The organism is Streptomyces sp. NPDC041796 (assembly GCF_055590785.1).
Genome location: NZ_JBVJAH010000041.1, coordinates 1 through 23,781 on the forward strand (window position 1 = coordinate 1; position 23,781 = coordinate 23,781).

A 23,781-nucleotide genomic window follows, 5' to 3' on the forward strand; every position below is an offset into this window, starting at 1 on the left:
TCCTGCGAGTACTTCCTCGGTGGCGCCACTACTTCCTCGTTCCCTGTTCCAGGCGATCCTATTGGACACCTGTCCGAGAACTTCGAGGCACCTCACTGGCCGAAAAACTCCGTGGTCATGCCCAATCTGTGATTTCGGTACCGCAAGTACGTGAGGGATGTCATGTTCTTCCAGCCAGACACGGATCCGGCTCGTCTGCCCATACAGTTCATCAGCGGTGACCCACCCGAACGGGATGCCGGACTCCACGGCACGCTTCAGCATACGCAAGCCCAAGTCGGGTTTCGTCGTGAACTCCACCTCATCACCGATGCCGGCCGCCCGACAGCGCTCACGGTCCGATGTCTATTCCTTCGGCAGATACAGCTCGCGATCGATCAGCGCCCGGCCCTTGTCTGATCCATACGCCAGGAAGACACCCACCTGGGAATTCTCGATCCGTCCGGCCGTTCCTGAATACTGCCGGGCCACCCCCGCCGACCGAACGCCCTTCTTGAGGAATCCCGTCTCATCGAGAATGAGGATTCCCCGCTCGGAGTCCCCGAGGCGCTCCACCACTGCGTCGCGGACGTCATCACGCACGGCGTCCGCGTCCCACAGGTAGTGGTTCAACAGCCGCTGCATGCCCTGAGGACCGTCGTCCCCGACAGCCTCCGCCAGCGTCCAGCCGTTCTTCCGCTCTGTCTCACTGAGCAGTCCCCGCAGGCAGGACACCATCCGTCGCCGTGGCTCCACTCGGCCGAACCGGCCCGCGAACCTCGCCACGAAGTCGTCAAACGCTTCTGCCCAGCCGCCAGTTACTTCTGCCCCCACGCAGCAATCAACGACGCGGCACCCACAACGTCACGGAGTGTCGTTGCAGTACTAACCCACACCACCCCAGGGCGGGGAGATATCTGGCCGCCACCGGGGAACTTCCAGTGACCGTCAGTGGGGAGAACTACTGGCCGCCTCTGGGGAGAACTACATGGCCGTTGACACCGATACCAGCCAGATCACGATCTACAGCTGCCGTGAGGCCGGGGGCGCGTGTTCTTGTGTGTGCTCGGGTGGTGTGCTCCTGCACGCCCCCACCGGTTCTCTTGCGTGTTCCGGACAGTGGCGGGACATTGACGATACACGGGGCAGTGCAGGGAAATGGTGTATCCGAGGACTCTCAGGCCCTTCTGGAAGGTCGACCTGGGGCGACGGCGCTTGTTCCCGCGTCGGTGGCTTCGTCGTCGCCGCACCGTTGACGTTGTCGGTGCTGGAGATGTTCGGGTCCGGTTCGTGGCACATCCGTTGAACGGTCTGTTCTTCGGCTGGACCGACGACCGGTACGGCCAGCGCCAGCACCACACCGGTCGCTGCCACCGTGCCATCCAGCCGAGACGAGAGCTTGGCCTGGTCTTACAACGGGAGAAACACGCGTTGGATGCCGTGGCCTTGAAGTACAGGGCCACGAGAGAGAGGAGAAACGCACATGCCGACCCTTGTAGTCGCAGGCATCGCAACTGCCCAGTGGAGGTTCAACCCGCCAATCAGTGAGACACGTGGTGTGGTGACTGGGCACTGTGAGGGAGTGTTTGTTCCTGCGGTACCAACCTCGGACGTCCCCACCAGGCTGCTGATGTCCTTTCAGTCCAACAGTAACGCCGAACTCGAGTGCACAGGCACCCCCACCAACTTCGAAGTCCACGGCACGCTTCGCTGGTCGGACGGCACCACGAGCGCCTACCGCCTCAGTCAGCCGACAGTCGCCCAAACCGTGCAAGGCCATGGAGTCGGCCACGTTCCGGGTACTATCACGAGCGGGCACTACCAGGGAGCCCGCCTCGACTATCTGGTACTGGGGTTCGCAGGAGACGCCGCAGCATGCCTGAGCGGCCGCGGTGTATCGGCCGCGACGGGCGCGGCCGTGATTACCGTCACGGCACCCTGACGCCCGCAGTAGTGAAGTTCCCCCCTGATCTTGGACAGCTGGTGCTTACGCTGCGGGGGTGAAGTCTTGCTGCAGCCTGGCTCGGGTTTCGAGTGGGGTGAGGTACCCGAACTCGGGGTGTTTGCGGAGCCTGGTGCGGTTGTACTCGACTTCGATGAAGCGGAAGACGTCGGCGCGGGCCGCTTCGCGGCTCTCCCAGATGGTGGGGCCGATCTCCGCTTTGAGTAGGCCGAAGAAGCTCTCAGCAGAACTGCATTATCGTAATATATGCCGGTTCGTCCCAGGCTTTGGCTCAGGTTCAACTTCCTTGCTTGCCTGCGGAATTCGCCGCTCGTGTACTCGCTGCCGCGGTCGGTGTGCATGATGCAGCCGGGCTGGAGGCCACCCCGGCCGGCGGCCATGCGCAGGGCGTCGGTGACGAGCTCGGCGCGGTGGTGGTCGGCCATCGCGTAGCCGATCACCTCGCGGGTCGCCAGGTCGAGGACGGTGGCCAGATACCACCAGCCCTCGATCGTCGGAAGGTACGTGATGTCGCCGACGAGCTTCGTGCCGGCTCGGCGGCGGTGAAGTCGCGGCCGACCAGGTCCGGGGCGCGGGGCGGCGGTGGTGTCCTGCTTCGTCAGGTGGCGGCGCCTGCGGCGGGTGATGCCGCGGATGTCGCGCTCGCGCATGATCCGCTCGACTTTCTTCCGGTTGATCGCACGGCCGCCCCGCCGCAAGGCGGCGTGCACGCGCGGGACGCCGTAGGCGCCCCGGGAGGTGGCATGGATCTCGCCGATCTCCCCGGCCAGCTCGTCCTCGGCGCGCTGCCGTTCGGCGGCGGCCGGCCGTGACGCGAGCCACGAGTAGTAGGTGGAGCGGCCCACGGCCAGCACGCGGCACAGCCGCGCCACGCTGTAGCCGTCGGGGTTCGCCTCGGCGGCCTTCTCCGCATAGATGAAGAGGCACACAGCGCCTACTTCACGATCTCCCTCGCGAAGAAGGCCGCGGCTTTTACCAGGATCTCGTTGGCCTTCTTCAGGTCGGCGTTCTCACGGCGAACGCGCCGCAGCTCGTCGCGCTCATCGCTGGTCAGCGCACCACAGGGCCCCTCGCCCCGGTCGACCTTCGCCTGCTTGACCCAGCCGCGCAGCCCCTCGGGGCTCACCCCCAGTTCCCGGGCGATCTCGGTGACGTTCCGATGCGGCGAGGACCGGACCAGAGTGATCGCGTCCCGCTTGAACTCAGGCGCGTACCGCTTGCTCATGTTGCTCTTGCCACTCACGATCTGGACTGCTTCCTCCGGGACTCAACCGTCCCAGTATCAGGCTGTCCAGTTCAGCGGGGGAACTTCACTGATGGTCCTGACCCAGGCCCAGGTCACCCGCTAGTGCTATTCCGCGCGGCCGCAAGGTCCGGCAATGCGCCGTGCCCCACCACCCCTGGCGGATTCAATAAATCGTCGCCACACGAGTGTTGGGGTCGTTCATGAGGAGGCCGGCGAAGCGCTCGGCTGGGGTGTCCCAGCCGAGCGTCTTCCGGGGCCTGCGGTTCAGTTCGGAGGCAGCGGCCTCCAGGTCCTCCTTGGCGTACTTGGAAAGATCCGTCCCCTTGGGGAAGTACTGCCGCAGCAGGCCATTCGTGTTCTCGTTCGTGCCTCGCTGCCGGGGGCTGTGAGGCTCACAGAAGTAGACCGGGATTCCGGAAGCCGCCGAGAAGCCGTAGTGATGCGCCATCTCGGACCCTTGGTCCCAGGTCAGAGATCGCTTGAGATGGGCCGGGAGGCCGCTGACGGCATCGAGCAGCGCCTTCCGGAAGAACCCGGGAGACGACCGTTCGGAAGGTGCACAGCAGCGTGTAGCGGGTGCTGCGTTCGACCAGAGTGCCGATCGCTGAGCTGTTCTTCGTGCCGACGATCAGGTCACCTTCCCAGTGCCCCGGGACGTTGCGGTCGTTGGCTTCGGTGGGCCGCTGGCTGATCAGGACCATCGGGTAAGTGAACCGAGGTGTCCTCTGATCCGGCCGGCGGCGCCGCTTGCGCATGCTTCGGCCCGTTCGTAGGCGCCGCGAGGCCTCCCGCATCAGGCCGGTCTTGGCCTGGACATACAGGGCTCGGTAGATCGATTCGTGCGTCACATGCATCTCCGGGCGATCCGGGAAGTCGCGACGAAGGATGTGCGCGATCTGCTCGGGGCTCCATTTCTCGTCCAGCCGGGCCTGGATGAAATCCCGCAGCTCGGGGCAACGGTCGATCTTCCGGGGCTTGGGCCGCGGCAGTCGTGCTTGCGCCCGTCTGTGAGCGGTGAACGGGCGGTAGTGGGCCGGATGACTCGGACTGGTGTCAGGGTTGCCGTTGCGCCGGATCTCCCGGCTGATCGTTGACGGGCTGCGGTTCAGCTCGCTGGCGATTGCCCGTATCGACTTCCTCTCTCGCCGCAGGTCAGCGATGCGCACCCGCTCCTCCTCGGACAGGAAGCGGGCAGAGATCGAGCGTGAGCCGTTCCGTTCCTCCGCACGCGGATGGGCTTCGAACTCACGGGGATCCCCCACGATGGGCTGGACCGCAGCCCGCACCGTCTTCCGTCCTGCCTTCGTGGTTTTCACGCGTGCACCGCGCCCGCTGACCCACTCCTGGCCAGTTCGGCGATTGATGCTGACGATGCGGCTGGCCTCTCTGATGCTCACGCCTTCGTGCTATCAGTTCGAGGAACCGCTGCTTGACCTCGGGGGGCACCCTCTTACCGTTTGGGCGCCCCCGGCAGTGCTTGTGTCTTTCATCGCCCACCCGGACGTCGGGTGTTGCGACGTTCATTAGAACCCAAGCCTATGGTGGGGCATGTCGCCGGTTTCGCGTTCTCGCTCCAAAGAAGTCGAAGTCCAAGCCCGCACGGGTCAAAGGGCGCCCAGCGCAGCGGCAACCCGGCGGTGCGGGCTGAGAAGGCCGAGCAGGAGAACCTGGCGGCGTGGCGCCGTCTGCCGGCGCCGGCCACCTCGCCTTGGTCGATGGACGCGGCCCGGCAGGTGCTGTCCGGCTGTGACGCGCTGCGCGGCGTCGGCAGCGTCCTGGCCGCTGAGAACGCCGTCGCGAAGGTGCTGGTGAGGAACTGGCCAGCGAGCACGAGGGCTGCGACTTGTCGTCCTGGCTGCTGCACGCCATCGCGCCTCCGGCAGCCCTGATGCCGCCAGGGACGCCGCCCCGGCCGGGATGCCGATGATGGTCCGCAACGCCTACGGTGACCGCCGGGCGGTGCTGGCCCCGTTCACGATGGACGGTAGCGGCCACCCGGGCAGCGTGCACTGGTACTGCTGGGACGTCGACGCCTGCGGCGCCCGGCGCCCCGTGGCCGCCGACGTGTTCGCCACCGACACCGACGCCCTGGCCCGTGGCGCGCCGCCGGCCCCACCACCGCCGCAGTAGTTCCCGAGCCAGCCGGCAACATCGCCGTTCTTGTCGGCGTACACGTGAACGTGGCTCTGGCAAGATTTTCGTAGGCGGAGATCATCTCGGTGCCACGGTCGGCCGGTCCGTATAGCGTCGGCGAAGGTGGGCGATCAGGACGACGCGGTGGTGGAGAAGAGAGACGCCGGCACGCCCGGCCATGATCCGTTTCTGCAGCTTGACGTCGGTGATGCGGCCTTCGTTGACTCCGGAGTTGTAAGGGGTCGTGATTCCCTGGGCGACGGCATGTCGGTCTTCGTGCAGGGCTCCGGCGAGGCAGGTGAGAGGAGCGAGTCCGCTCTGTGCGAGGTCACTCAGCCAGCCCGGCAAGGGTGCCGCGTCCTGGTTGTCGACCATGGTGGCGAAGCGGCGGACCAGGTCGTGGGTGAGCTTGAGTTCGGGGCAGTGTTCGAGGAGCCGGGGCAGGCGCTCGTTGATGTGCGGACTGCGGCGGTGCGGGTGGGTGGTGATCCAGCGGGCCGCTTCGCGAGGTGAGGGTGGCCGCTCGCGTGGCTCGTCGATGGGCAGGCCGCGGCGGAGCGGTGCGACGGCCATCTTCACGCGCTGGTAGTGACCGAGGTAGCCCTTGGTCTGCAGTTCTTCGAGCAGGATCTTCGCGCTGTGTTGTCCTTCGTCCCAGCGTTGTCGCAGGTAGTCTAGGTAGGGGTCCAGCGTGGAGGGCTTGCGGGGCGGCCGGCCCATTCCTTCCTGCCAGGTGCGAGCGCGGGCGTACTTGCCGACGGTGCGGCGGTCCAGGCCGAGCTCGCGGGCCACGGAGCTGTGGCTCCGGCCGGTGCGGGTCAGGGCTTGGACCGCCTCGAACAGACTCTGGGCATGGCGCCCGGCCCTGCTGCTCGCTGCGGCGTTCTCGGTAGTCTCCTCGGCCGGCGGGCGATCATCCTCGCTGACCGTTGGCAGGGCTGCGGGCAGGCGGCCGCGGTGGGCGGAGGCGATGTCCTGAACTCGGCGGGACAGTCCCTGCCAGAGGGTACTGGTGGGCCGTCGGCGAGGTGCCTGCTGAGCAGGTCCTTTTCCCACGGCCCCCAGCCCGAACGACGCATGCGACTTATGACCGCACGTCGCTCTCCAGTGACTACTCCGTGAGTGCTGAGACAGGTCTCTTGCCGTGGATGGACGCATAGCAACCCCCGCAGACCACCAGGGACTTGCGGTGCCGTGCGGCCATGAGATCTGCCCATGGCGGCCGATCGCCCGGTCGTCCGAGGTCGGCGAGCTTGGCGACGTGGTGGACTTCTACCTCGTCGATTCGCCCACATGCCTCGCACCGTCCGCCGAGGAGCCGGGTGACCAGCTCCTTGCGTTTGGTGTTGACCGGGGCCAGCCGACGGTCGGTGATGACCGTCTTCTTGTCCCGTCGCAGCGGGATCCCACCGAACCTTCCGACCAGCGGTTTCCTGCCGATACGTTCGACGCGTGCTTCAAAGCACTTGCGTGGCCCGTGCGGTGTCTCGATGGTGGCCGCATACTTGCGGGCCATCGTCGACACCGTCGAGCGGTGCTTATTGGCGAGCGTCATCAGCATCGAGGTCTCCATGACCCATTGCAGCCGGGCGAGTCGAAAGACGTCGCCGGCCAGCAGGTAGTACGGGACGATGCCGCGGTACTCCGACCCGTAGGTGCTGAGGATGGTGATGTCGTAGCCGAGGAACCTCGCCGCCTGAGTGCGGGCATGCGTGATGAGCGTCTTCTCTGGCGACAGTTCCAGCTTGAGTTCGTCACGCAGGAATTGCGCCAGACGCTGCTTGATTTCCTCGGCTTCTGCCTTTGGTCCGGCGAACCCGAGCAGAGTGTCATCGGCGTAACGCACATACCGCAGCCGCCGGTAGCCAGGATCCTGAGTATCCATGCTGGGCATGCTGCGGAGTTGCTTGCGAAGGTCCCGCATCTCGGTGTGGTCACCGCGCTTGCGTGCGCGACGCATCGCGTTCCAGACCTTGAAGAAGGCTTGGCTTGGCTTCCTGACGCTCCCGCGGGTGTATTCCGGGATCAGAACGTTCTCGACGTACTCGTCCAACTTGTGCAGATAGATATTCGACAGGATCGGTGAAACAACTCCGTCTTGCGGACTCCCGCTATGCGTGGCGTTCCAGACCCAGTCCTCCAGGTATCCGGCCTTGAGCATGTTGTGCACGAGCCGAAGGAACCGGTTGTCGTGGATTCTCTCACCCAGGATTCGCAGCATGACCGAATGGTCAAGCCGGTCGAAACACTGCACGATGTCACCCTCAACAAGCCAGACCGTGCCCGTCCAGGTATTGGCCACATCGCGCAGCGCGGTGTGGCAGCCTCGGCGGGGACGGAAACCGTGAGAGGAATGAGAGAACGTCGGCTCGTAGTACGCCTCAAGTAGCAGGCGGATCACCTCGCCGACGAGCTTGTCACTCCACGGAGGCAGGCCGAGCGGACGCAGTTTTGTGCTGCCCCGCCCCTTCTGGATGCAGACCCTGCGAGCTGGGCTCCACCGGTAGCGCTCGTGGCGCAGCGCGTCGATGACGTGCTCGATCTTGCCCAGAGACATGCCGTCCACGGTCTCCCCAGTGACTCCGGGCGTCATCGCTCCCTTGTTGGAGTACAGACGTCCGTAAGCCATGAGATACAACTGCGGATTGAAGAGCTGTCGATACATTTCATTGCACGGCAGGCCACGCCTGCCGCGTTCACGGAGGACACCCAGCACCGTTTCGGCACTCTGCATTTCGCATACCTCCCAAGTCTTGAGTGTCCGATCACCTAGCCCCCTTCGCCCGATGCAGACGGCTTTCCCGTCCTCCTTGCCCGGTCGTGACTCCGGCGACTACTACGGGGCCTCCGTCGCCATAGGAAGATCTCCTCCCGTAGGCGATCCCATGTTCGTCCTTGTCGTACGTCCTAGCGTGATGTAGGTGCCCCACTCATTCCCTTGAATGCCCTCGCTGGGCATCGCTCCGCGCCTCAGAGGTTGCGTCGGCCATTCCACAAAGCCGTCGCAGGACGCGGCGCCGGTTTCAGGTATCTTTCCGGCGGACTCGACCTTCAGTCTCCTGGGAATTAGGGTTCAGGCAATTCAGCTTTCACCGTGTCACGCGGGTCCCTCGATACCCCGCCTCTGATACCTGAGCCCGGTCATCGATTTCCTGGCATGCTCTGGTCCCCATCACCGTTTCCGGATCGGGTAAGCCATCAGACCCAAGAACCTCCCTCTGAGTTCATCCCGACTGAGTCGGGGATACGACAAGGCGCCTCATGGCGCACTGAAAGCGGTCGCTGACCTGCACGGCTTGTGATGCGCCGGCGGTGATGCCCTGTCGGTAGGTGAGGGAGCCGTCGCGGCAGGCGACTTCGACGCCCGGGTGTTCACGGAGCCAGCGGCTGAGCTGTTCGGCGTCGCGTCCTTCCCAGAGGGTGAGCGAGAGCCGGGTGGTGGCGTCGACGAGGAGGGTGCCGTAGGTGTCGCCGTGAAGAGCGAAGTCGTCGACCCCCAGGACCAGGGGCGTGACCAGTGGTGGCAGCGACACCCGCATCAGCTGGGACAAGACGGCGATCCGCGAGAGCCTGATATGCAAGATCCGAAGCATCCGGGAGCCGCCCCGGACGGCCAGCACCACGCCGATGTCCTCCACCTGGCGCTGCAGTCGTGGTGTCCGCTTGCTGGTAGCGCACGGTCAGGCCCGGTACTTGCTCGGCGAAGGTCGCCTTCGGGCAGGCCGTGTTCTCGCAGTACAAGCGGCGTACGGACAGGTCGATGCGCAGAGGGCGGCCTGCGAGCGTGACGTCGGCGAGGCGCCGTGCGTAGCGGCTGTGGCACCACTCGCTGAGCTGGCCACATTCCGTGCAGCCCGCTGGTTCACCGGATCTCGTGCGGGCGCGGACCGCCACCACCGCATCGGAAACCTCAACCGAGACCACCTGCACATCGGACAACTGCGGTAACAGGCTTGCCAGTTCAACAGAGCACAGTCACAGGCTGCCCGTCCTGCGGACCGGCCGACCGTGGCACCGCGATGATCTACGCCTACGAAAATCTTGCCAGAGCCACTTTTCGGAGTACGCCGACAGTTCTGCGTGAACTGCTGGCCGAGTACGCCCGCAACGGGCTCCTGGCCGGCTTCCTCGTCGGCGACGAGCCAGTCGAACTGCTGGCCGAGCACTACCGCGCCCGCAACAGGGCTGCCGCGCTGCTACCCCACATGGGCCACGCCGGACACTCCACCGCCGACACGATCGCCTGGGGACCGGATCCACCCGGCCCAGCCCCGGCAGGCAGCCGACCGGTTCACCGCCTGGTGTCGCCAGCACGGCTACGCACCACGGCCCGGCTCCAAGTCAGTCATCACCTTGGCTGACCAATGGCTCGCCGGCGCCCCGGCCGCCTGGCGCTATGCCTGCTCACCGCACCGTATCCGCGCCCAAGCCGTCCTAATCGGGGAATGATGCGCTGCTGAGTATTTTTCCTGTGGCTGAGCGCGGGATGTGGGCCACGGCTTGGATCGAGCGGATTTTCTTGTGCGGCGCCACGCGCGCGGCGACGAACGCTGTGATGTCCTCCAGCGGGACCGGTGCACCGAGCACGACGAATGCTTTGGGTATTTCGCCGGCGGCGGCGTCGGGCACCGCGATCACCACCGCGTCGAGAACCTGCGGGTGGGTCAGCAAGATCGCCTCCAACTCGGCTGGCGCGATCTGGTGGCCTTTGTACTTAATCAGCTGTTTGAGGCGTGCGGTGATGGTGATGCAGCCGGTGGTGTCGCGGTGGCCGATGTCGCCGGTGCGCAGCCAGCCGTCGGCGTCGGCGATGGGCTCCACGGTGCCGGACGGGTCCAGGTAGCCGGGGCTGACCTGTGGGCCCTGCACCCAGATCTCGCCGGCTGCGCCATCGTCCACGTCGTGTCCGGTATCCGGGTCGACGAACCGGGTTTCGGTGCCGGGCACAGGAACCCCGATGGAGCCCCGGGTGGGCGGCCGTCCGTCCACCGGCGCGCAGGTGCAGCCGGCCTCGGTCATTCCGTAGCCCTGGACCACCGGCACCCTCAGCGCCGTGGCGCATGCTGTGGCGACCGCGGGCGGCAGCGGGGCGCCGCCGGAGAACACCAGCCGCAGGCTGCTCGTGTCGTACTGGTCGACATCCTCGCGCCGGGCCAGTTCGGCCAGGACGCTGGGCACCAGGTAGGCGATCGTGATCCGGCGGTGCTGGAGCACGTCGAGCAGGTCCGTCGCGGTGAACGGGGTGGACACCGTGACCAGCGTGCCGCTGGCGCGCAGTGTCGGGTTCATCGCCATCTGCATGCCGTAGACGTGCCGGAACGGCGTCAGGCCGAGCACAACATCGTCCGCGGTCAGATGGTGGACCAGGTCGATCTGCGCGAGGTTCGCGGCCAGGTTGCGGTGGGTCAGCACCACCTGCTTCGGCAGGCCGAGGGTGCCGCTGGAGGACAGCACGAGCGCGTGGGCGTGGCCGAATCGCGTCGGCGCCGGCCGCACCGGCGCTGCGGCGAGCACCTCCTCCCAGCCAAGCACCGGGATGTCCAGCGTGTCGACGTCGACCGTGCCCATCGCGCACCGCGCGCCGCACTGGGACAGCGCCTGGCGCCATTCGGCCGCTGTGCCCGTGGGGTCCAAGGGCACGACGACGCCGTCGGCCAGCAGCACGCCGTGGTATGCGGACACGTATTCCGGGCCGTTGCCGCGCACCAACGCGACCCGGTCCCCGGGCCGCAGGCCGTGCCGTGTCAGCGCTGCCGCACAGCGCCAGGCGTCGGCCTCCAGTTCCGCGTAGCTGGTGGACCGCCCCGTCGCATGCTCGATCAGCGCGACCCGGTCGGGCCGGGGCGCGGCCCACACTAGTTCGGCCAGGTTCCGGCTGCCGAGTTCGGCGATGGTGGCGGTCACGGGGTCTTCTTCCGGGCCAGCGTGAGGCCGTCGGCGATGGGCAGCAGCACCGACTCGACGCGGTCGTCGGCGCGCACCAGGTCGTTGAACGCGTCGATGGCCTTCGCGTTGGTGCTCGGCGACTCCCCGACGACCTCGCCGCTGTACAGGACGTTGTCCACCAGCAGCAGGCCGCCGGGGCGCATGCGGGGTATGAGCAGTTCCCAGTATTCGGAATAGCCGGCCTTGTCGGCGTCGATGAACGCCAGGTCGATGTCCGGTGTGGTCGGCAGTGCGCGCAGCGTCTGGGCGGCTGGAGCGATCCGCAGGTCGATGCGGTCGGCCACGCCGGCGGCCTGCCATGCCTGTCGGGCGATGGCGGTCCACTCTGTGGAGATGTCGCAGGTGATCACCTGGCCGTTCGGTGGCAGGGCGGCGGCCAGGGCGAGTGTGGAATATCCGGTGTAGGTGCCGACTTCGACGATCGAGGTGGCGCCGGTGATCTTCACCAGTAGGGTGAAGAGGACGGCCTGTTCGTGCGGGATCTGCATTTCGGCCGATATGCCAAGGGCGCGGGTGCGTTCGATCAGCTTCCGCTGCACCGCTGTCGGGGGTTCGGCATGCGCCAGCAGGTAGTTGTAGAGTCGTTGATTCATGACGACGTTCTTCAGGTCGGTCACAGCGTTGCCCTTTCCGGGGGCGTGTTCGGGGACCGGAGGTCGCCCAGGATCGCGGCCGCGTGGCGGTGCAGCCGGGTGACCGTCTCGGCGTGGGCGTCGGGCAGGTCCGATGTGCCAGCCCACTGGCCCAGCGGGTGCTTGGTGAGGTCGTCGACGACCGCGACGGCGAGTCTGTTCTGCTCGGCTGCGAACCTCTGCCGAGTGATGTCCGTCCGTGTCACCAGGAAGAACGCGTCGTAGATGTCCCGTTCATCGTCATTGACCGGCTGGTCCGGCTCGGTCCGGTTCTGCCGCAGCAGGGACGGGCCGTGCGGGATCAGCCGCTTGCCGACCGCGCAGTGCACCACCTGGTTGACGCGTCCGGCCGCGACGAGCGGGCTGACGATCGCCGACGGCCCGGCGCGTCGGATGATACGCAGCAGCGGCGGAACGTCTTCGTAGTCGCGCGCCCAGCGGCCGCTGAACGCTGGATGGGCGGCGGCCATCGCCGGGCGCAGCGTGCGGCAGTAGACGTCCGGGCGGCAGCTGCCGGCGTAGAGCAGCAGTACCGAGTATGCGTCGTACAGGGCGGTTGCGGTGTCCACGAGTGCTACGGGCGGCTGCTCGGTATACGCGATCGATGTAAGCGTCTCGGCCAGCTTCCGCCACACGCAGAAGGTTAGGTGGTGGCCGAGCCACCACCTGTATCGAGCCAGGTCGTTCTCGCCGTCCGGTGCATGCGGCAGTTCGACGTCGGCCATCGGGGATGTACTGTCGTCGGGCAGGAAGGTGTTGCGCGGCAGCGGCAGCAGCAGGTGCGGCAGGCCCGGCACCGGCCTTCGGTCAATAGCGCGCGGCCAAGGTGGCGGTGGCGTCACTCGGTCCACCCGTCCTCGGCGCTGATGGAGTCCAACTCCTCGGCGGCCCGGTGCACGTCCGTGTGCAACGGACGGTCCGGATCGATCGCGGGAACGGCGTCGATGAGCCGGTCGAGCACCGCCGCGCACGCCGGTGCGGTCGGCGGCCGGCCGCCGACGTGCACCGCCTGGCGCAGCGCAACTGCCAGCGCTCCGTGCAGCCAGCGCAGCGACCGGGCCTGGTCCAGTGCGTTCAGCGCGGCCTGCGTGCCCAACGGCACGACGTCCTGGTTGTGCAGGTTGGTCGGCAGGCTCTGCGTCGAGGCGGGCACGGCGGCCCGGCGCATGTCCGCGATCGTCGCCGTGGCCACCAGTTGCACGCCCTGCACACCGTGCTGCTCACCGGGTTTCGTGGCCAGCATGGGCGGCAGGCCGCCGTTGCGGTGCGGGTCGATCATCAGGTCGAGTTGGCGTTCGGCCAGGTTGCCCATCTGTACCGTGACCGCGGTGAGCAGGTCGGCGGCGAAGGCCACGGGCTGGCCGAAGAAGTTCCCGCCGTGCACGACCTCGTCCTCGTCCGGGAAGAACAGCGGGTTGTCGCTGACTCCGTTGAGATCGGAGGTCACCACGGTCCAGACGTGTTCGATCGACGAGGCCGCGGCACCCAGCAGCTGCGGCACACACCGGATGCTGTAGGGCTCTTGCAGGCCACGCGTGCCGGAGGGAACGATCCCGGCCAGCAAGGTCCGCATCTTGGCGGCCACCGCGCCGGCATGGTGGTGCCCGTATGCGGCCAGCAGATTGGCGGACAGGTAGCCCGGTGCGCAGCCGAGCACGTCGGTCATCAGCGCCGAGAGCACCTGCGCGGCCCGCAACGACCGGCGAGTCGACGCCAGCGCCAGACCGGCCGCCGCCGCCGTCAGCGACGTGCCGTTGACCAGTCCCAACGCGTCCCGGCCATCCAGTTCCAGCGGCGCCAGCCCGGTCTGGCGCAACGCATCGGCGGCCGGCATCCGCTTTGGGCCGACATAGGCGTACCCGATCCCGCGCAGGCCCTGCACCGCGTGCGCGAGCGGCACGAGGTCACCGCTGGCGCCGACCGAACCGAGCCGCGGTACGGCGGGCGCGAAGTCGGTGCGCAGCATCGCGGCCAGCGCGTCGAGGACCGAGGCGGACACGCCGGAGCGGCCCTGCGCCAGCGACCACAGACGGGCCAGAAGCGCCGCACGCGTGATCGCCGGCGCCAACTCCTCGCCGTGCCCTGCGGTCAGGTGGTTGAGCGTGTTCTCGCACTGGTCGGCGGTGTCCGCGCGGCCGGCGACCTCGACCAGCGGCCCGAAACCGGTGGTGACCCCGTACACCGGCCGACCACGGTCAAGGGACCGGAGCACGAATTCGCGGCACAGCGCCACCCGTTTCCGGGTGATTTCGTCGAGCACGACGTCAACCGGACGCGCGGCATGTTCGAGAATCTCCGGGCTGAGTCGGCCGGGAAAAACCAGCAGCACCGCAGCACCTCCCTTGGGGATCAGGCGCTTTGCCGACGACCGTTGACCGGGTCGGCTGAACCTGAGCCTGGACAGGTCCTCATCGGCCGGGCGGTGCGTCAGCGGCAGCGAACAGTCGGCGGGGTCGCGGTGCCGCGCAGCACCCTGTGCGCACGCCGTGCTGTGTGAGCCGCCTGGTGCGGGAGGCCATTGCCGGCCTGACGCCGCCACCGCGGACTCCGACCAGGACGTGGCGGCACCTCGGCTCGACGAAATTGTCGGCCCCATCTGCGGGCTCCTCAAGACCGTTCCCCAGCGCCGCGCGGCGAGCATCTCCGGACGGCACAAATTTCGACCCAAGGCTGACGGTAGCTCGACTTACGTAGGAAAGTCGAGCTACCGTCAGAAGAGCCCGGATAAAAGGGGTAAGGGAGGGTTCGATCATGCTGCGGGCCGTCGATTTGAGGGAGCTCGGGCGTCGGCTGAGCCACGCGCTGAGGCGGCGGTCTGAGGAACTGTGCGCCGCCGCGGCGAGCGACCTGCCGGTCCCGATGAAGGACCTCCAGGTGGAAATCAACGCCACGACGCGCTACCTGGAACACCACGTCGGCTCACTGCATGATCGTCTTGCGGGTCGGCGACCGATCTGCCGCGAGGACGAGTGGGCCGTCTTGATGCTGCCTTCGAACTTCCTCGCCAGCGGGATCCACGCGATCACCGACCTGCTGGTCGGTGGCAACCGGGTTCGGGCGCGCATGACCAGCCGCGCGTCGCGGACCGCCGCGGTGATCCAATCCGTTTTCGACGACGTCGCGCCGGGGGCGGTCGCCATGGACCTGTCCACCAGCGGACCGGACTTCCTCGAGCACGCCATCATGTCGGAGACCGTGCCGTTCTTGCAGGTGTTCGGCGGTGAAAGGCTCGGAGACGACCTGCTTCGCCGCGCTCGGGAGGGAGTAGCCAAGCGGATTGTTTTCGAGGGCCCCGGCAAGGATCCCGTCATCGTCCTCGAAGGTGCGCCGATCGACGGGGTGGCGACGATCACCGCCAGGGCGAAACTCGCCAACGCCGGACAGCGCTGCGTCGCCCCCGAAAACGTGATCGTCCACCGTTCGATCGAAGACGCACTCGTAGAGCGCCTGGTCGCCGCCTTCGATGCCGTCCCCGCCGCCGCATCAGATGATCCGGCCGCGGACTTCGGGCGGATGATCAGCCCGAAAGTGCCCCCGATCGTGCGTGAACAGCTTGCTGACGCGCGGCTTCGGGGTGCACAGGTCGTGCGCGGCGGAACCGTGGAAGGAAACCGGGTCGACCCGACCATCCTCACCAAAGTCACGGCTGAGATGTCGGTGTTCCAGGACGAGACATTCGCGCCGGTTCTCGCCATCGCTTCGTTCGACACAGTGTCCGAAGCGCTGGAGTTGGCCCGCGCGAACAGGTTCGGCCTGTCGTGCAGCGTGTTCGGGGACCAGGCGGACGCGGTCGCCGCCGCGCTGCGGGGCCAGGCCTACGCGCATCCCGTCGACGACCTCGTCTTCGGCCGCTACGGCCACGTCACCGTCAACGACGGGCTTCCAGCCGCCGTGCGCGGACCCGTCGGCGGATACGGGAAGTCGGGATGGATCTGGGACGGCGACAGGCTGCGCCAGGGCCCCAAGCTGCCGGCCCTGGAAGCAACGCGCCCGGCGGACTGACCCGTCCGCGCCGCCGGCGCGGACGGGTCATGAACTCCGAGCTGGGGAGCAACGAATGACAACCATGCCTGAGCCACATGACGTGGCTTCGCCGCCGATCTTCAAGTTGATTACCGGGGCCTTTCTGCGCGACCCGTATCCGGTGCTGGCATCGGTTCGCGAGGACAGCGGCGCGGTGCCGGTCGTGACCAATGGCCTGCGGATGTGGGTCGTCACCCGGTACGACGATGCGCGCCGACTGCTGACAGACCCCGCCTTGGGCAAGGATCTGGTGGGTGTCCGTGACCAGATCGCACACTGCATGGTTCGACCGGATCAGCATGCCACATTGCCGCGTGACCTGCGGCGAAGCATGTTCGAGCAGGATGGTGCCAATCATCGGCGATTGAGGGGCATGCTCGGCCATGTCTTCGCGCCGCGGCGGATTGCGGCGTTGCGGCCCGAGGCAGAGCGCGTAGCCGATGAACTGCTTGATGAGCTGCCCAGCGGTGTGCCAGTAGATCTCGTGGGCGGTTTCACGCGGCCGTTGTCCACGACGCTGCTATCGGATCTGGTGGGGGTTCCACCGGGCTCGAGAACAGATTTCCCGAACTGGGAGAATTCGATTTTGACGGCGACGTCCGCGGCGGAGGCGACTGGGGCAGGGCGCAGGATGTACGCGTTCTGCCAGGAGATGGTGGAACTCAAGCGGCGGGAGCCGCGTCAGGACGTGTTCACCGAGCTGGTCGAGATGGAGCGCGACGGGAGGCTTGATTCCGAGGAAGTCGTGGCGACGGTGTTCTTGCTGCTGATCGCTGGTGTCGAGCCGACCAGTGCGATTCCCAACGGTGTGTTGGCGTTGCTGACACATCCTGACCAGCTGGCGCGGGTGCTGGCCGAGCCAGGACTGTGGCCCGCCTGCGTGGAGGAAGTGCTGCGGTATGAGACGTCGTTCCGGATACTGCCGCCACGGCACTGTCCCGTCCCGGTCGAACTGGACGGGGTGACGATTCCGGCGCACGAGCTGATCATCGTGGCGAACTCGGCGGCCAACCGCGACCCGGACCGGTTCGAGCACCCGGACACCTTCGATGCCGGGCGATCCCCGCATGATCACCTGGCGTTCGGGTACGGCCCGCACCGGTGCCTGGGCGCGGCGCTCGGAAAGCTGGAAGTGGAGGTCGCCCTCACCAAGCTGTTCGACAGGTTCCCTCACACGAGCCTCGCGGTTCCTGCAGACAAGCTCCGGTGGCGGCCCGCGACCTTCCTCAGACGACTGGAATCCCTCCCCGTCATCCTCAAATAGGCCTGAGGGCATTGTCAGGTTGAGTGAGTCGACGGCGGGGTGAGCCGGTTCGGGGTGTGTCTGGCCGTGGTGGTGGCGTCTGGTTCAGGCTGTGGCGGGCAGGCCGGCGGTGCCGGTGATCTGGTCCCAGATGGCGAAGCGGGTGATCATTTCGGTGCGGTATTCGGTGGCGGTGAGCAGGTGGCGTCGGGGCCGGAAGTGGGGTGAGATGCCGCTGAACGAGGCGAGGAATCGTGGGCCTACTACGACAAGAAGATCGCTCAAGGCAAGCACCACACCCAAGCACTGCTCTGCCTCGCGAGACGACGAGCCGACGTGCTCTTCGCGATGCTCCGAGACGGCACCTTCCACGAACCCCAACCCGCCCCATCACCTTGACCAAACCCATAGGGGCACCCCCCAGTGCTGTGGTGAGCTGTTTGATGTCGAGCTCGTCGGCGAGGGTGAGCAGCCGAGTCGAGTGCAGGATGCGCGGCAGCAGGCCGACCGGGTTCAGGCTGTCACGGATGTGGGCTGCTCCGGCTGGTGCTCTCGTGGTTCTGGTCAGGCGCGTCACCAGGACCTGCGGGTTGTCCGTGCCCAACGAGGCCCGGTGGCTGAGGCAGCCTGTCAGCGCGTTCCACGTGGCCGTATCGAATGCGAGGTCGGCGGAGCGTCCGGGGAAGCGAACCGCCCGGCGGGCAGGGGTGAGGTCATCGAGGGTGAGGAGGCACAGTTCGGTGGTTGTGGCAGCGTGAAGAAGCGCGGCCAGGCCGATGAACGCCTCATGTGGGTGCATCTCGCCGTAGCCGTTCCAGCGGTGGTAGAGGATGCGCTGCTCGTCCAGGGTGAGGGTGGCGCCTCTGAAACCGCGCTGTTGCGGGGCGTCGAGGGAGGCCGCCGGGTCGTGCAGAACAGCTCCAGCGCGGTGAGCGTGGGCGAAGAACTGGTGCAGGCCCGTGAGCCAGGAGGCTCTGCGAGCCGGGTTTTGGGCGAGGAACGCCTCCAGGTCGCCGGCGGTCAGGGACGCCCACGTCCGGTGGCCCCGGCCCGTGGCGTGGAGCGCGAGGTCCCGGACGGTGTCGAGGCGGATCTCGATGGTCTTGAGCTGATTCGGACGCAGTCCGAGACGCTCCGCGTTCTCCCGCCGGGCCACCAGCGCCTCGGCGAAAGCGCGTACGGCGGGGCGCAGCGGGGTCGGGACGGCCTCGATCCGGCGCTCACGACGCGACGCGGCCCGCCTGCTCTGGACGTCGGCGGGGTCGTCGATGAGGTGGTGGGCGTGGAAAAAGTCCGCCATCAGTCGGTAGAGCCAGGGGCGCGCACGGCGAGCTTCGGCCAGCAGGCTGGGCGGACAGGTGGAGTCCGTGTCGATGACGAGACGGGCCGTGTGAGCCAGGGCGTCCGCACCATAGAAGACGTTACGGTGCATTGCCAGATGCGCAGCGAACTCTTCCCACCATGGCGGCGTGCGGGGCATCCGACGGGCCCAGCCGGCCGCTCGGGTCCGCACCGTATGAGGCGAGTACTCGTAGCAGCGCTTGCACATGCCCCGCGCCCACTGCGACAGCACGCCGCATCCCGTACAGGCAGCAGGCGGTTCTGCCGTCGCCGGATCGGAACACGAACGGCACCACTGCGTCGCCGCATCGAGGATGCGCCTACGCCCGCACCCCTGGCACGGGCCACGCCCGTGCCCGCCCACGGCCTGGCGCCGGCAAGCCGCGCACATCTCCTCTGCTGAGCGTCTGCCGCCCCCGCAGCCAGGACACGTCCGCAAGCACCACGCGCACAGGCCCGGGCCCGGGCGCAGCCGGCGCAGCTTCGTGCAGCCGGGACAGCGCCCGTGCACGGCGTCATGAGCGGACGTGGACATGGATCTTTAACCTGCCAAGTAGGAGGAGGATGACTCGACAGCCGCGAAGGTCACAAGGGAGGAAGTGACCGTCTCCCGGCAGCCCTCAGCGGGGCAGGCGACGACTGCCCGTCCTGCAGCCTCGCTTGTACGGGCGCCGTGGCCGGCGGCGCTGCGGGACTCAGCACGAGGAGATCCCCAGGAGCGCAGTCCAGAGCCGCGCACAGGGCAGTCAGGGTGGACAGCTTCACCTGGGACGGCTGCTTGGTGAACAGAGACGACACCGAGGCCGCGGACAGGTCCAGCCCCGCCCTCTCGGCCACCAGCCGCCGCAGCTGGGTTCCCGTCCACACACCGCGCTCCGCCGCCGCCATCCGCAACCGCGGCGCCACCGGGAGCTCGGGTCCTGTCGAGGTCATTCCCGTCGCCTTCCTTCGGTCAGCCGGCCAGCGCGTGGACAGCGGAATCAGTGGCCCGCCGCCAGGCATCCCCGATGAACCGCTGCGACGGCTTCACGTATGCCATCGTCGAGGCGATATGCCGGTGCCCCAGCAGCTGCTGGACCGCGATCAGATCCATGCCCCGCTCGTACTGATGCGTCGCGCACGCCCGGCGCAGCGCATGCGGAGTGAACCGCTCGTCCCGGCCGGTGCCCTCGAGATCGAGAAGCCGGGCGAGGCGATCCCGGACCGTCCCTGTCTTCATGGGCCGGCCATCCTCGTCGCAGAAGAGCGCCAGGGCGGTGGCTATCGCGGCGAAGAGGCCGACTGCGGCTCCGACCGGTGCGGCGGCGCTGGGCTATCTGGTATGGGGCCAGATCAGGGCCAGCGCGGTGGAGCAGAGGACCGCCGTGCTGAGGAGGAGCGGGCCTGGCATCGGGGTGTGGCGGTTACCCCTCCGGCGCAGTGTCCGTGAAGGGGAGCGAGGCAGGGCGTAGTGGGTCATGGCCAGGCCCAGCAGTGAGACGGCAAGGGCCAGGTTCATCGTTTCGATGTAGGCCAGCCGCCCAGTTCGCCCCGTGAGGGATCCGCGGCCGTTCAAGGCGGCCACGCAAGTGACGGCCCCAAGTAGGGTGACAATGACGCCGACGGCCTCCAGGCGGGATCCCGTCCGCGAGGGCCGTGGGCGCTTTGAGCGGTGTTGCTTGTTCATCCGGCCATTGTTGTAACACAGAGAGGGCTCCCGCCCGCTGGGGGCGGCCATAGGTGGTAAATGGCGCGGAAAGAACATTGGCACATCAGCTTTGTGACAGGTTGCGATGGCCAAACCACATTGCGGATGTATTCACGGCCGAGGGGCTGGACGGCCCGGAGAAGCCCGTTGCTAGGGGCTAACACGAACTGGCCAGCCCTCTGGCTAGTGCCATATTAGGCAATATTCGCCCTGTCGTGATGGATTGCGCAGTTGCTGCGCCGGGTGGCGTCGGACAGCCAGAATGATCACGTGGCTGAATGAGGTTCCCCCGTTTTCCGGAGACTGGGTTATCTGGTTCGGGTAGGGTTGGGTTGGATGGTAACCGGGTCGGGTTGATCTTTATGTGGCCGGTGCCAGGCCTCTTCGTATTCGTCGGGTGAGAGTCCGCCGAGGCGGTGCTGGATGCGGCGGGGGTTGTACCAGCCGTCGATGTAGCGGAAGATCGCCGCTTCGGCGTCGGCCCTGGTGGTGAAGGTGGTGCCGGGCCAGTAGACGAGTCGGGTCTTCAGGGTGGACCACAGGTTCTCGGCCAGGGCGTTGTCGTACGAGTCGCCGACGGTGCCGGTGGAGGGGGCGATGCCCGCGTCGGCCAGGCTGGGTGAAGCGGATCGCGGTGTACTGGGCGAGTTCAACCAGTCGTTGCAACACCGGGCTGTTGCAGCGAGCGTAGCTGCTCTTCTCGGCGGGTGTCCGCCAGCCGAGGGTCTTGCGGGGCCGGTTGTTGATCGCCATGGCGACGGCTTCGAGGTCCGTGGACGACCACCGGGACAGATCAGTGCCCTTCGGGAAGTACTGACGCAGCAGCCCGTTCGTGTTCTCGTTCGTCGGTCGTTGCCAGGGCGAGTGGGGATCGGCGAAGAACACCTTCGTCCCGGTATCGAGGGCGAACTGGGCGTGGCAGGCCGACGCGACACCGCTCACGGACGTGTCCGCGGGGCAGATAGCGACGTTCGCCCTGCAGGACAACGGCCGTACGTACACGATCAGCACCAGCGGGGTGCGATGGCGACGCCACGACTACCTCGCCCCCTGGATGAACGGCCGGACCGGCACCAAGGTGTCCGTACGCCACCTGCCCCACCACGACGACACCATCGAAGTCTTCGACGCCGCGACCGGCCGCCACCTCGGCTCAGCGTTCCTGGCCGCCATGGCAAGCCGGGAACAGATCCGTTCCGTCCAGGCCGCCCGAACCGCGGCCGCCCGCCGGCTCAAGGCCGATCTGAGGGCGGCGGAGAAGCTGCGCCGGCGGCGCTTCGAGGCCTCCACCACCGCCGCCCCGCCTCGTCCGCTCGTCACCCCGACCTCCGCACAGGCCGAAGAGGAACTAGCTAGCCCAGAACACGAACACCCCCTACGTCCTCCACGATGATCTTGCCGAGGCCTCCGGTTAGGATGCTGGGCAGGGTGGAGGGGATCGAAATGCCGCAGAACGCGGCCCGGGTGGTCGTCATGATGCCTGACGGGCAGGAGTTGCGGGCCTGCCTGTATGAGCGGCGGCGCGCGGCGGTGGGATGGCAGTACCGGGTGGGCTCACCTCTTGGGCAATTGGCAGCAGTGGCCGTACGGAGCCTGCGGAGCAGCGGGTCTGGCTCGACGCCCGTCATGTCCGCCCCCTCGAAGGCGGTGACTACAGCCGCGTCCCCACCCTCGCTACTGCCACCAACGACGGGCGGCAGGCCTGGACGGTACAAGACCTCCCTCACCGCCCCGGCCACCCCGGAGCGCGCCTGATCCACGTCATCGGCTGCCAGCCCCACGCCACACCCATCACTCTCGACCAGGCCCTCGACATCCTCCGCCAACCCCGCACGGTCCCCTGCCGCGATGCAACGCAGCCACATCCCTCCCCGCCGCAACCGACCCGCCGCTGCCGCGATAGGACCGCGCTCCACTCGGAGAAGGCGAGCGACGTCCGGACGGGCAGTGGCACAGCGACCGGAGAGCTGGCTGGCAGGATGGGCGTATGAGCGAGGACGCGTTGGAAGCAGCACAGCGGGCATACCAGTCGGCACAGGAAGCGTTGCACGCTGCCCGTCGAAGGCTGGCCGCCGCCGTCCTGGATGCCTATGCGAACGGCGAGCCCGTTGGCCGGATCGCCGAACGCACCGGCCAGGGCCCCACCAGCGTCTGGAACACCCTCGCCGTCCACGGCATCACACCCCGCAACTGCATCAACGGCTCCACCTGACAGACGTCGGTTCCTCTCGAGCCCCGAGCCCGGAGCACGGGCGCCGGACGCGGTCCGGCGCCTGCGGAGCTGCTTTGGCGGTGTTTCGGTCAGAAGAGTGCCAGGCCTTCGCCGCTGGTGTCGGCGATGACGGGCCGCGGCTCGGCAGGTAGGCCGTCCAGGCGGTCGGGACCGGCCGCCGCCGCCACCTCGGGGGCGGTTGCGGCCAGCCAGGCGCCGAAGCGTTCGACGGCCTCCCGGTAGGGCACCCGTGCCAGGACACGGTGCTCACCAGAGGGGCAGAAGTCGACGGAGACGGTGAGCAGGCAGGAGCGGGGTGTGTTCTGGCTGCCCGTCCACGAGACGCGCAGCACTCCGCAGGGCTTGCGCCCACGGGACCCGGGATGGGTGGGGCGCAGGGTGCGGGTGGCTGTGTGGGCGGTCCATGCGGCGAGGTGAGGCAGAGGCAGAGTGGTGCGGGTGCGGCAGCCCGGACAGCGGTGCCAGTGGCGCAGCCAGCCGACCGCGTCGGTGTCGAAGAGGCGCCGGTAGCGGCTGGCGACGCGGATGTCGTTGTCGTACAGGTGGTCGGGGCGCTCCAGCGTGTTGCAGGACGGGCAGACCGGGGCGCGGACGTAGCCGTGTTCATGGCAGTGATCCAGCACAGAAGCCGGCGCCGTATCGCAGACCGCACACACCCACCCAGCCACCTCGTGGGACATACCCGGCCTGCGGCTCAGCACCGTGTACAACTGCCCCCGCAGCTCCTCCTTGTACGGGCGTAGCGGGATGGGGGGACCGTTCACGCCCATCGTGGGCTGGCCGTCGGCGGCTCGGGGATCCCGGCGGTGCTGTTCGGTGGCAGCTGTGTCCATCTTCCAGGCCCGCGTGGTGTGCAGCCACTCGGCTTCGGTGTGCTCGGCCGCGTCCAGCAGCCTGACCACGGCACGCGGAAGCCACCACGACCGCTCCACACTGTTACGGGACCACTCCACCAGCAGCAGCCGCCAGTCGACCCCCGCCAGATGAGACCATGATCCAGCCCCATGGCTGGCCTGCCATCCGGGACGATCTGCCTCCTGCAGTTCCCAGCTGACCCGTCGGCGCCAACCACGCAGCGTTCCACCGGCGCGCTCCTGCTCCGGCACACCACGGAACGGACCAATACGGACCAGGTCTCGGGCGTCCATCTCCACCGCGTTCCATGCCGCCGCGGCCCGGCGTATCTCAGCCTCCGGAACACTCCACCGGCCGTCGCCCGTCCTCACCAGCTCCACCACACACGCACCGAGCACGGTGTACCTGAGGTGCCTCGAAGTTCTCGGACAGGTGTCCAATAGGATCGCCTGGAACAGGGAACGAGGAAGTAGTGGCGCCACCGAGGAAGTACTCGCAGG

At 67.5% G+C, this 23,781-nt stretch carries 19 protein-coding genes and 6 pseudogenes; 7 read left to right on the plus strand and 18 right to left on the minus strand.

What is annotated here, in order from left to right:
• The 4 genes and pseudogenes from ACZ6C1_RS36995 to ACZ6C1_RS37010 all read right to left on the minus strand — a co-directional run.
• A pseudogene (locus tag ACZ6C1_RS36995) lies at positions 1 to 813 on the minus strand (IS701 family transposase); the annotation flags it as partial.
• A gap of 1,005 nt (positions 814 to 1,818) precedes the next feature.
• Positions 1,819 to 2,871 carry an IS3 family transposase gene (locus tag ACZ6C1_RS37000; protein WP_469247454.1) on the minus strand — a complete coding sequence of 351 codons (1,053 nt, stop codon included), beginning with the start codon at positions 2,869 to 2,871 and terminating at the stop codon, positions 1,819 to 1,821.
• Between the two features lie 5 nt (positions 2,872 to 2,876).
• Positions 2,877 to 3,185, minus strand: coding sequence for a transposase (locus tag ACZ6C1_RS37005; RefSeq protein WP_469247455.1), 309 nt, complete (start codon positions 3,183 to 3,185; stop codon positions 2,877 to 2,879).
• 166 nt (positions 3,186 to 3,351) lie between these two features.
• A pseudogene (locus ACZ6C1_RS37010) lies at positions 3,352 to 4,591 on the minus strand (IS30 family transposase); the annotation flags it as partial.
• A 514-nt stretch (positions 4,592 to 5,105) separates the two neighbouring features.
• Between ACZ6C1_RS37010 and ACZ6C1_RS37015 the strand changes: the two are divergent.
• On the plus strand, positions 5,106 to 5,318 hold the full coding sequence (locus ACZ6C1_RS37015; RefSeq protein ID WP_469247456.1) for a hypothetical protein: 213 nt from the start codon (positions 5,106 to 5,108) through the stop codon (positions 5,316 to 5,318).
• Positions 5,319 to 5,399: 81 nt separating this feature from the next.
• Here the strand turns inward: ACZ6C1_RS37015 and ACZ6C1_RS37020 are convergent, their stop codons facing one another.
• The 4 genes and pseudogenes from ACZ6C1_RS37020 to ACZ6C1_RS37035 all read right to left on the minus strand — a co-directional run.
• Positions 5,400 to 6,113 carry a hypothetical protein gene (locus ACZ6C1_RS37020; RefSeq protein WP_469247458.1) on the minus strand — a complete coding sequence of 238 codons (714 nt, stop codon included), beginning with the start codon at positions 6,111 to 6,113 and terminating at the stop codon, positions 5,400 to 5,402.
• A gap of 319 nt (positions 6,114 to 6,432) precedes the next feature.
• Positions 6,433 to 8,055, minus strand: a complete 1,623-nt coding sequence (locus ACZ6C1_RS37025; protein WP_469247459.1) for a reverse transcriptase/maturase family protein — start codon at positions 8,053 to 8,055, stop codon at positions 6,433 to 6,435.
• A 490-nt stretch (positions 8,056 to 8,545) separates the two neighbouring features.
• Positions 8,546 to 8,902 carry a transposase gene (locus tag ACZ6C1_RS37030; protein ID WP_469247460.1) on the minus strand — a complete coding sequence of 119 codons (357 nt, stop codon included), beginning with the start codon at positions 8,900 to 8,902 and terminating at the stop codon, positions 8,546 to 8,548.
• Between the two features lie 205 nt (positions 8,903 to 9,107).
• Positions 9,108 to 9,251, minus strand: a pseudogene (locus tag ACZ6C1_RS37035) (hypothetical protein); the annotation flags it as partial.
• A gap of 89 nt (positions 9,252 to 9,340) precedes the next feature.
• Here ACZ6C1_RS37035 and ACZ6C1_RS37040 point away from each other — a divergent pair.
• Positions 9,341 to 9,682, plus strand: a complete 342-nt coding sequence (locus tag ACZ6C1_RS37040; RefSeq protein WP_469247461.1) for a hypothetical protein — start codon at positions 9,341 to 9,343, stop codon at positions 9,680 to 9,682.
• A 73-nt stretch (positions 9,683 to 9,755) separates the two neighbouring features.
• On the opposite strand, the gene ACZ6C1_RS37045 is transcribed toward ACZ6C1_RS37040, so the two are convergent.
• Genes ACZ6C1_RS37045 through ACZ6C1_RS37060 form a run of 4 tightly spaced genes read right to left on the minus strand, consistent with a single transcriptional unit; the run spans position 9,756 to position 14,228 of the window.
• Positions 9,756 to 11,225, minus strand: coding sequence for a class I adenylate-forming enzyme family protein (locus ACZ6C1_RS37045; protein ID WP_469247462.1), 1,470 nt, complete (start codon positions 11,223 to 11,225; stop codon positions 9,756 to 9,758).
• Positions 11,222 to 11,884 carry an O-methyltransferase gene (locus tag ACZ6C1_RS37050; protein ID WP_469247463.1) on the minus strand — a complete coding sequence of 221 codons (663 nt, stop codon included), beginning with the start codon at positions 11,882 to 11,884 and terminating at the stop codon, positions 11,222 to 11,224. The genes ACZ6C1_RS37045 and ACZ6C1_RS37050 overlap by 4 nt, the downstream gene beginning before the upstream one ends.
• The gene (locus ACZ6C1_RS37055; RefSeq protein WP_469247464.1) at positions 11,881 to 12,696 is read right to left on the minus strand and encodes a hypothetical protein; all 816 of its coding nucleotides are present in this window, start codon (positions 12,694 to 12,696) and stop codon (positions 11,881 to 11,883) included. The genes ACZ6C1_RS37050 and ACZ6C1_RS37055 overlap by 4 nt, the downstream gene beginning before the upstream one ends.
• 41 nt (positions 12,697 to 12,737) lie before the next feature.
• The gene (locus tag ACZ6C1_RS37060) at positions 12,738 to 14,228 is read right to left on the minus strand and encodes an HAL/PAL/TAL family ammonia-lyase (protein WP_469247465.1); all 1,491 of its coding nucleotides are present in this window, start codon (positions 14,226 to 14,228) and stop codon (positions 12,738 to 12,740) included.
• Between the two features lie 422 nt (positions 14,229 to 14,650).
• Here ACZ6C1_RS37060 and ACZ6C1_RS37065 point away from each other — a divergent pair, with 422 nt between their 5' ends.
• Positions 14,651 to 15,901: an aldehyde dehydrogenase family protein gene (locus tag ACZ6C1_RS37065; RefSeq protein ID WP_469247466.1), complete on the plus strand. Its 1,251-nt coding sequence runs from the start codon at positions 14,651 to 14,653 to the stop codon at positions 15,899 to 15,901.
• Positions 15,902 to 15,956: 55 nt separating this feature from the next.
• Positions 15,957 to 17,186, plus strand: coding sequence for a cytochrome P450 family protein (locus ACZ6C1_RS37070; RefSeq protein WP_469247467.1), 1,230 nt, complete (start codon positions 15,957 to 15,959; stop codon positions 17,184 to 17,186).
• Between the two features lie 84 nt (positions 17,187 to 17,270).
• Here the strand turns inward: ACZ6C1_RS37070 and ACZ6C1_RS37075 are convergent.
• Positions 17,271 to 17,420, minus strand: a pseudogene (locus ACZ6C1_RS37075) (IS6 family transposase); the annotation flags it as partial.
• Here ACZ6C1_RS37075 and ACZ6C1_RS37080 point away from each other — a divergent pair.
• A pseudogene (locus tag ACZ6C1_RS37080) lies at positions 17,418 to 17,564 on the plus strand (IS110 family transposase); the annotation flags it as partial. The pseudogenes ACZ6C1_RS37075 and ACZ6C1_RS37080 overlap by 3 nt on opposite strands.
• A 1,527-nt stretch (positions 17,565 to 19,091) precedes the next feature.
• Here ACZ6C1_RS37080 and ACZ6C1_RS37085 read toward each other — a convergent pair.
• From ACZ6C1_RS37085 to ACZ6C1_RS37100, 4 genes and pseudogenes are all read right to left on the minus strand, one after another.
• A complete protein-coding gene (locus tag ACZ6C1_RS37085) occupies positions 19,092 to 19,508 on the minus strand; it encodes a helix-turn-helix domain-containing protein (protein ID WP_469247468.1) in 417 nt (138 codons plus the stop codon).
• Positions 19,459 to 19,770, minus strand: coding sequence for a tyrosine-type recombinase/integrase (locus tag ACZ6C1_RS37090; protein WP_469247475.1), 312 nt, complete (start codon positions 19,768 to 19,770; stop codon positions 19,459 to 19,461). Before ACZ6C1_RS37090 ends, ACZ6C1_RS37085 begins: the two co-directional genes overlap by 50 nt.
• A gap of 731 nt (positions 19,771 to 20,501) precedes the next feature.
• Positions 20,502 to 20,846, minus strand: coding sequence for an IS3 family transposase (locus tag ACZ6C1_RS37095; protein WP_469247469.1), 345 nt, complete (start codon positions 20,844 to 20,846; stop codon positions 20,502 to 20,504).
• Positions 20,843 to 21,111 (minus strand): annotated as a pseudogene (locus ACZ6C1_RS37100) (IS30 family transposase); the annotation flags it as partial. The pseudogene ACZ6C1_RS37100 and the gene ACZ6C1_RS37095, both read right to left, overlap by 4 nt.
• A 28-nt stretch (positions 21,112 to 21,139) precedes the next feature.
• Here ACZ6C1_RS37100 and ACZ6C1_RS37105 point away from each other — a divergent pair.
• Together ACZ6C1_RS37105 and ACZ6C1_RS37110 are read left to right on the plus strand one after the other, a co-directional pair.
• A complete protein-coding gene (locus ACZ6C1_RS37105) occupies positions 21,140 to 21,586 on the plus strand; it encodes a Mu transposase C-terminal domain-containing protein (RefSeq protein WP_469247470.1) in 447 nt (148 codons plus the stop codon).
• 594 nt (positions 21,587 to 22,180) lie between these two features.
• Positions 22,181 to 22,405: a hypothetical protein gene (locus ACZ6C1_RS37110; RefSeq protein WP_469247472.1), complete on the plus strand. Its 225-nt coding sequence runs from the start codon at positions 22,181 to 22,183 to the stop codon at positions 22,403 to 22,405.
• A gap of 89 nt (positions 22,406 to 22,494) precedes the next feature.
• On the opposite strand, the gene ACZ6C1_RS37115 is transcribed toward ACZ6C1_RS37110, so the two are convergent.
• A complete protein-coding gene (locus ACZ6C1_RS37115) occupies positions 22,495 to 23,574 on the minus strand; it encodes an endonuclease domain-containing protein (protein WP_469247473.1) in 1,080 nt (359 codons plus the stop codon).
• Positions 23,575 to 23,781 lie beyond the last annotated feature (207 nt).

Coding starts and splice junctions, on each gene's coding strand:
- ACZ6C1_RS37015 (WP_469247456.1), top strand. CDS start 5,106: ATGCCGATGATGGTCCGCAACGCCTACGGTGACCGCCGGGCGGTGCTG.
- ACZ6C1_RS37025 (WP_469247459.1), bottom strand. CDS start 8,055: ATGCAGAGTGCCGAAACGGTGCTGGGTGTCCTCCGTGAACGCGGCAGG.
- ACZ6C1_RS37040 (WP_469247461.1), top strand. CDS start 9,341: ATGATCTACGCCTACGAAAATCTTGCCAGAGCCACTTTTCGGAGTACG.
- ACZ6C1_RS37065 (WP_469247466.1), top strand. CDS start 14,651: ATGCTGCGGGCCGTCGATTTGAGGGAGCTCGGGCGTCGGCTGAGCCAC.
- ACZ6C1_RS37070 (WP_469247467.1), top strand. CDS start 15,957: ATGACAACCATGCCTGAGCCACATGACGTGGCTTCGCCGCCGATCTTC.
- ACZ6C1_RS37085 (WP_469247468.1), bottom strand. CDS start 19,508: ATGCCTGGCGGCGGGCCACTGATTCCGCTGTCCACGCGCTGGCCGGCT.
- ACZ6C1_RS37110 (WP_469247472.1), top strand. CDS start 22,181: ATGAGCGAGGACGCGTTGGAAGCAGCACAGCGGGCATACCAGTCGGCA.
- ACZ6C1_RS37115 (WP_469247473.1), bottom strand. CDS start 23,574: ATGGACGCCCGAGACCTGGTCCGTATTGGTCCGTTCCGTGGTGTGCCG.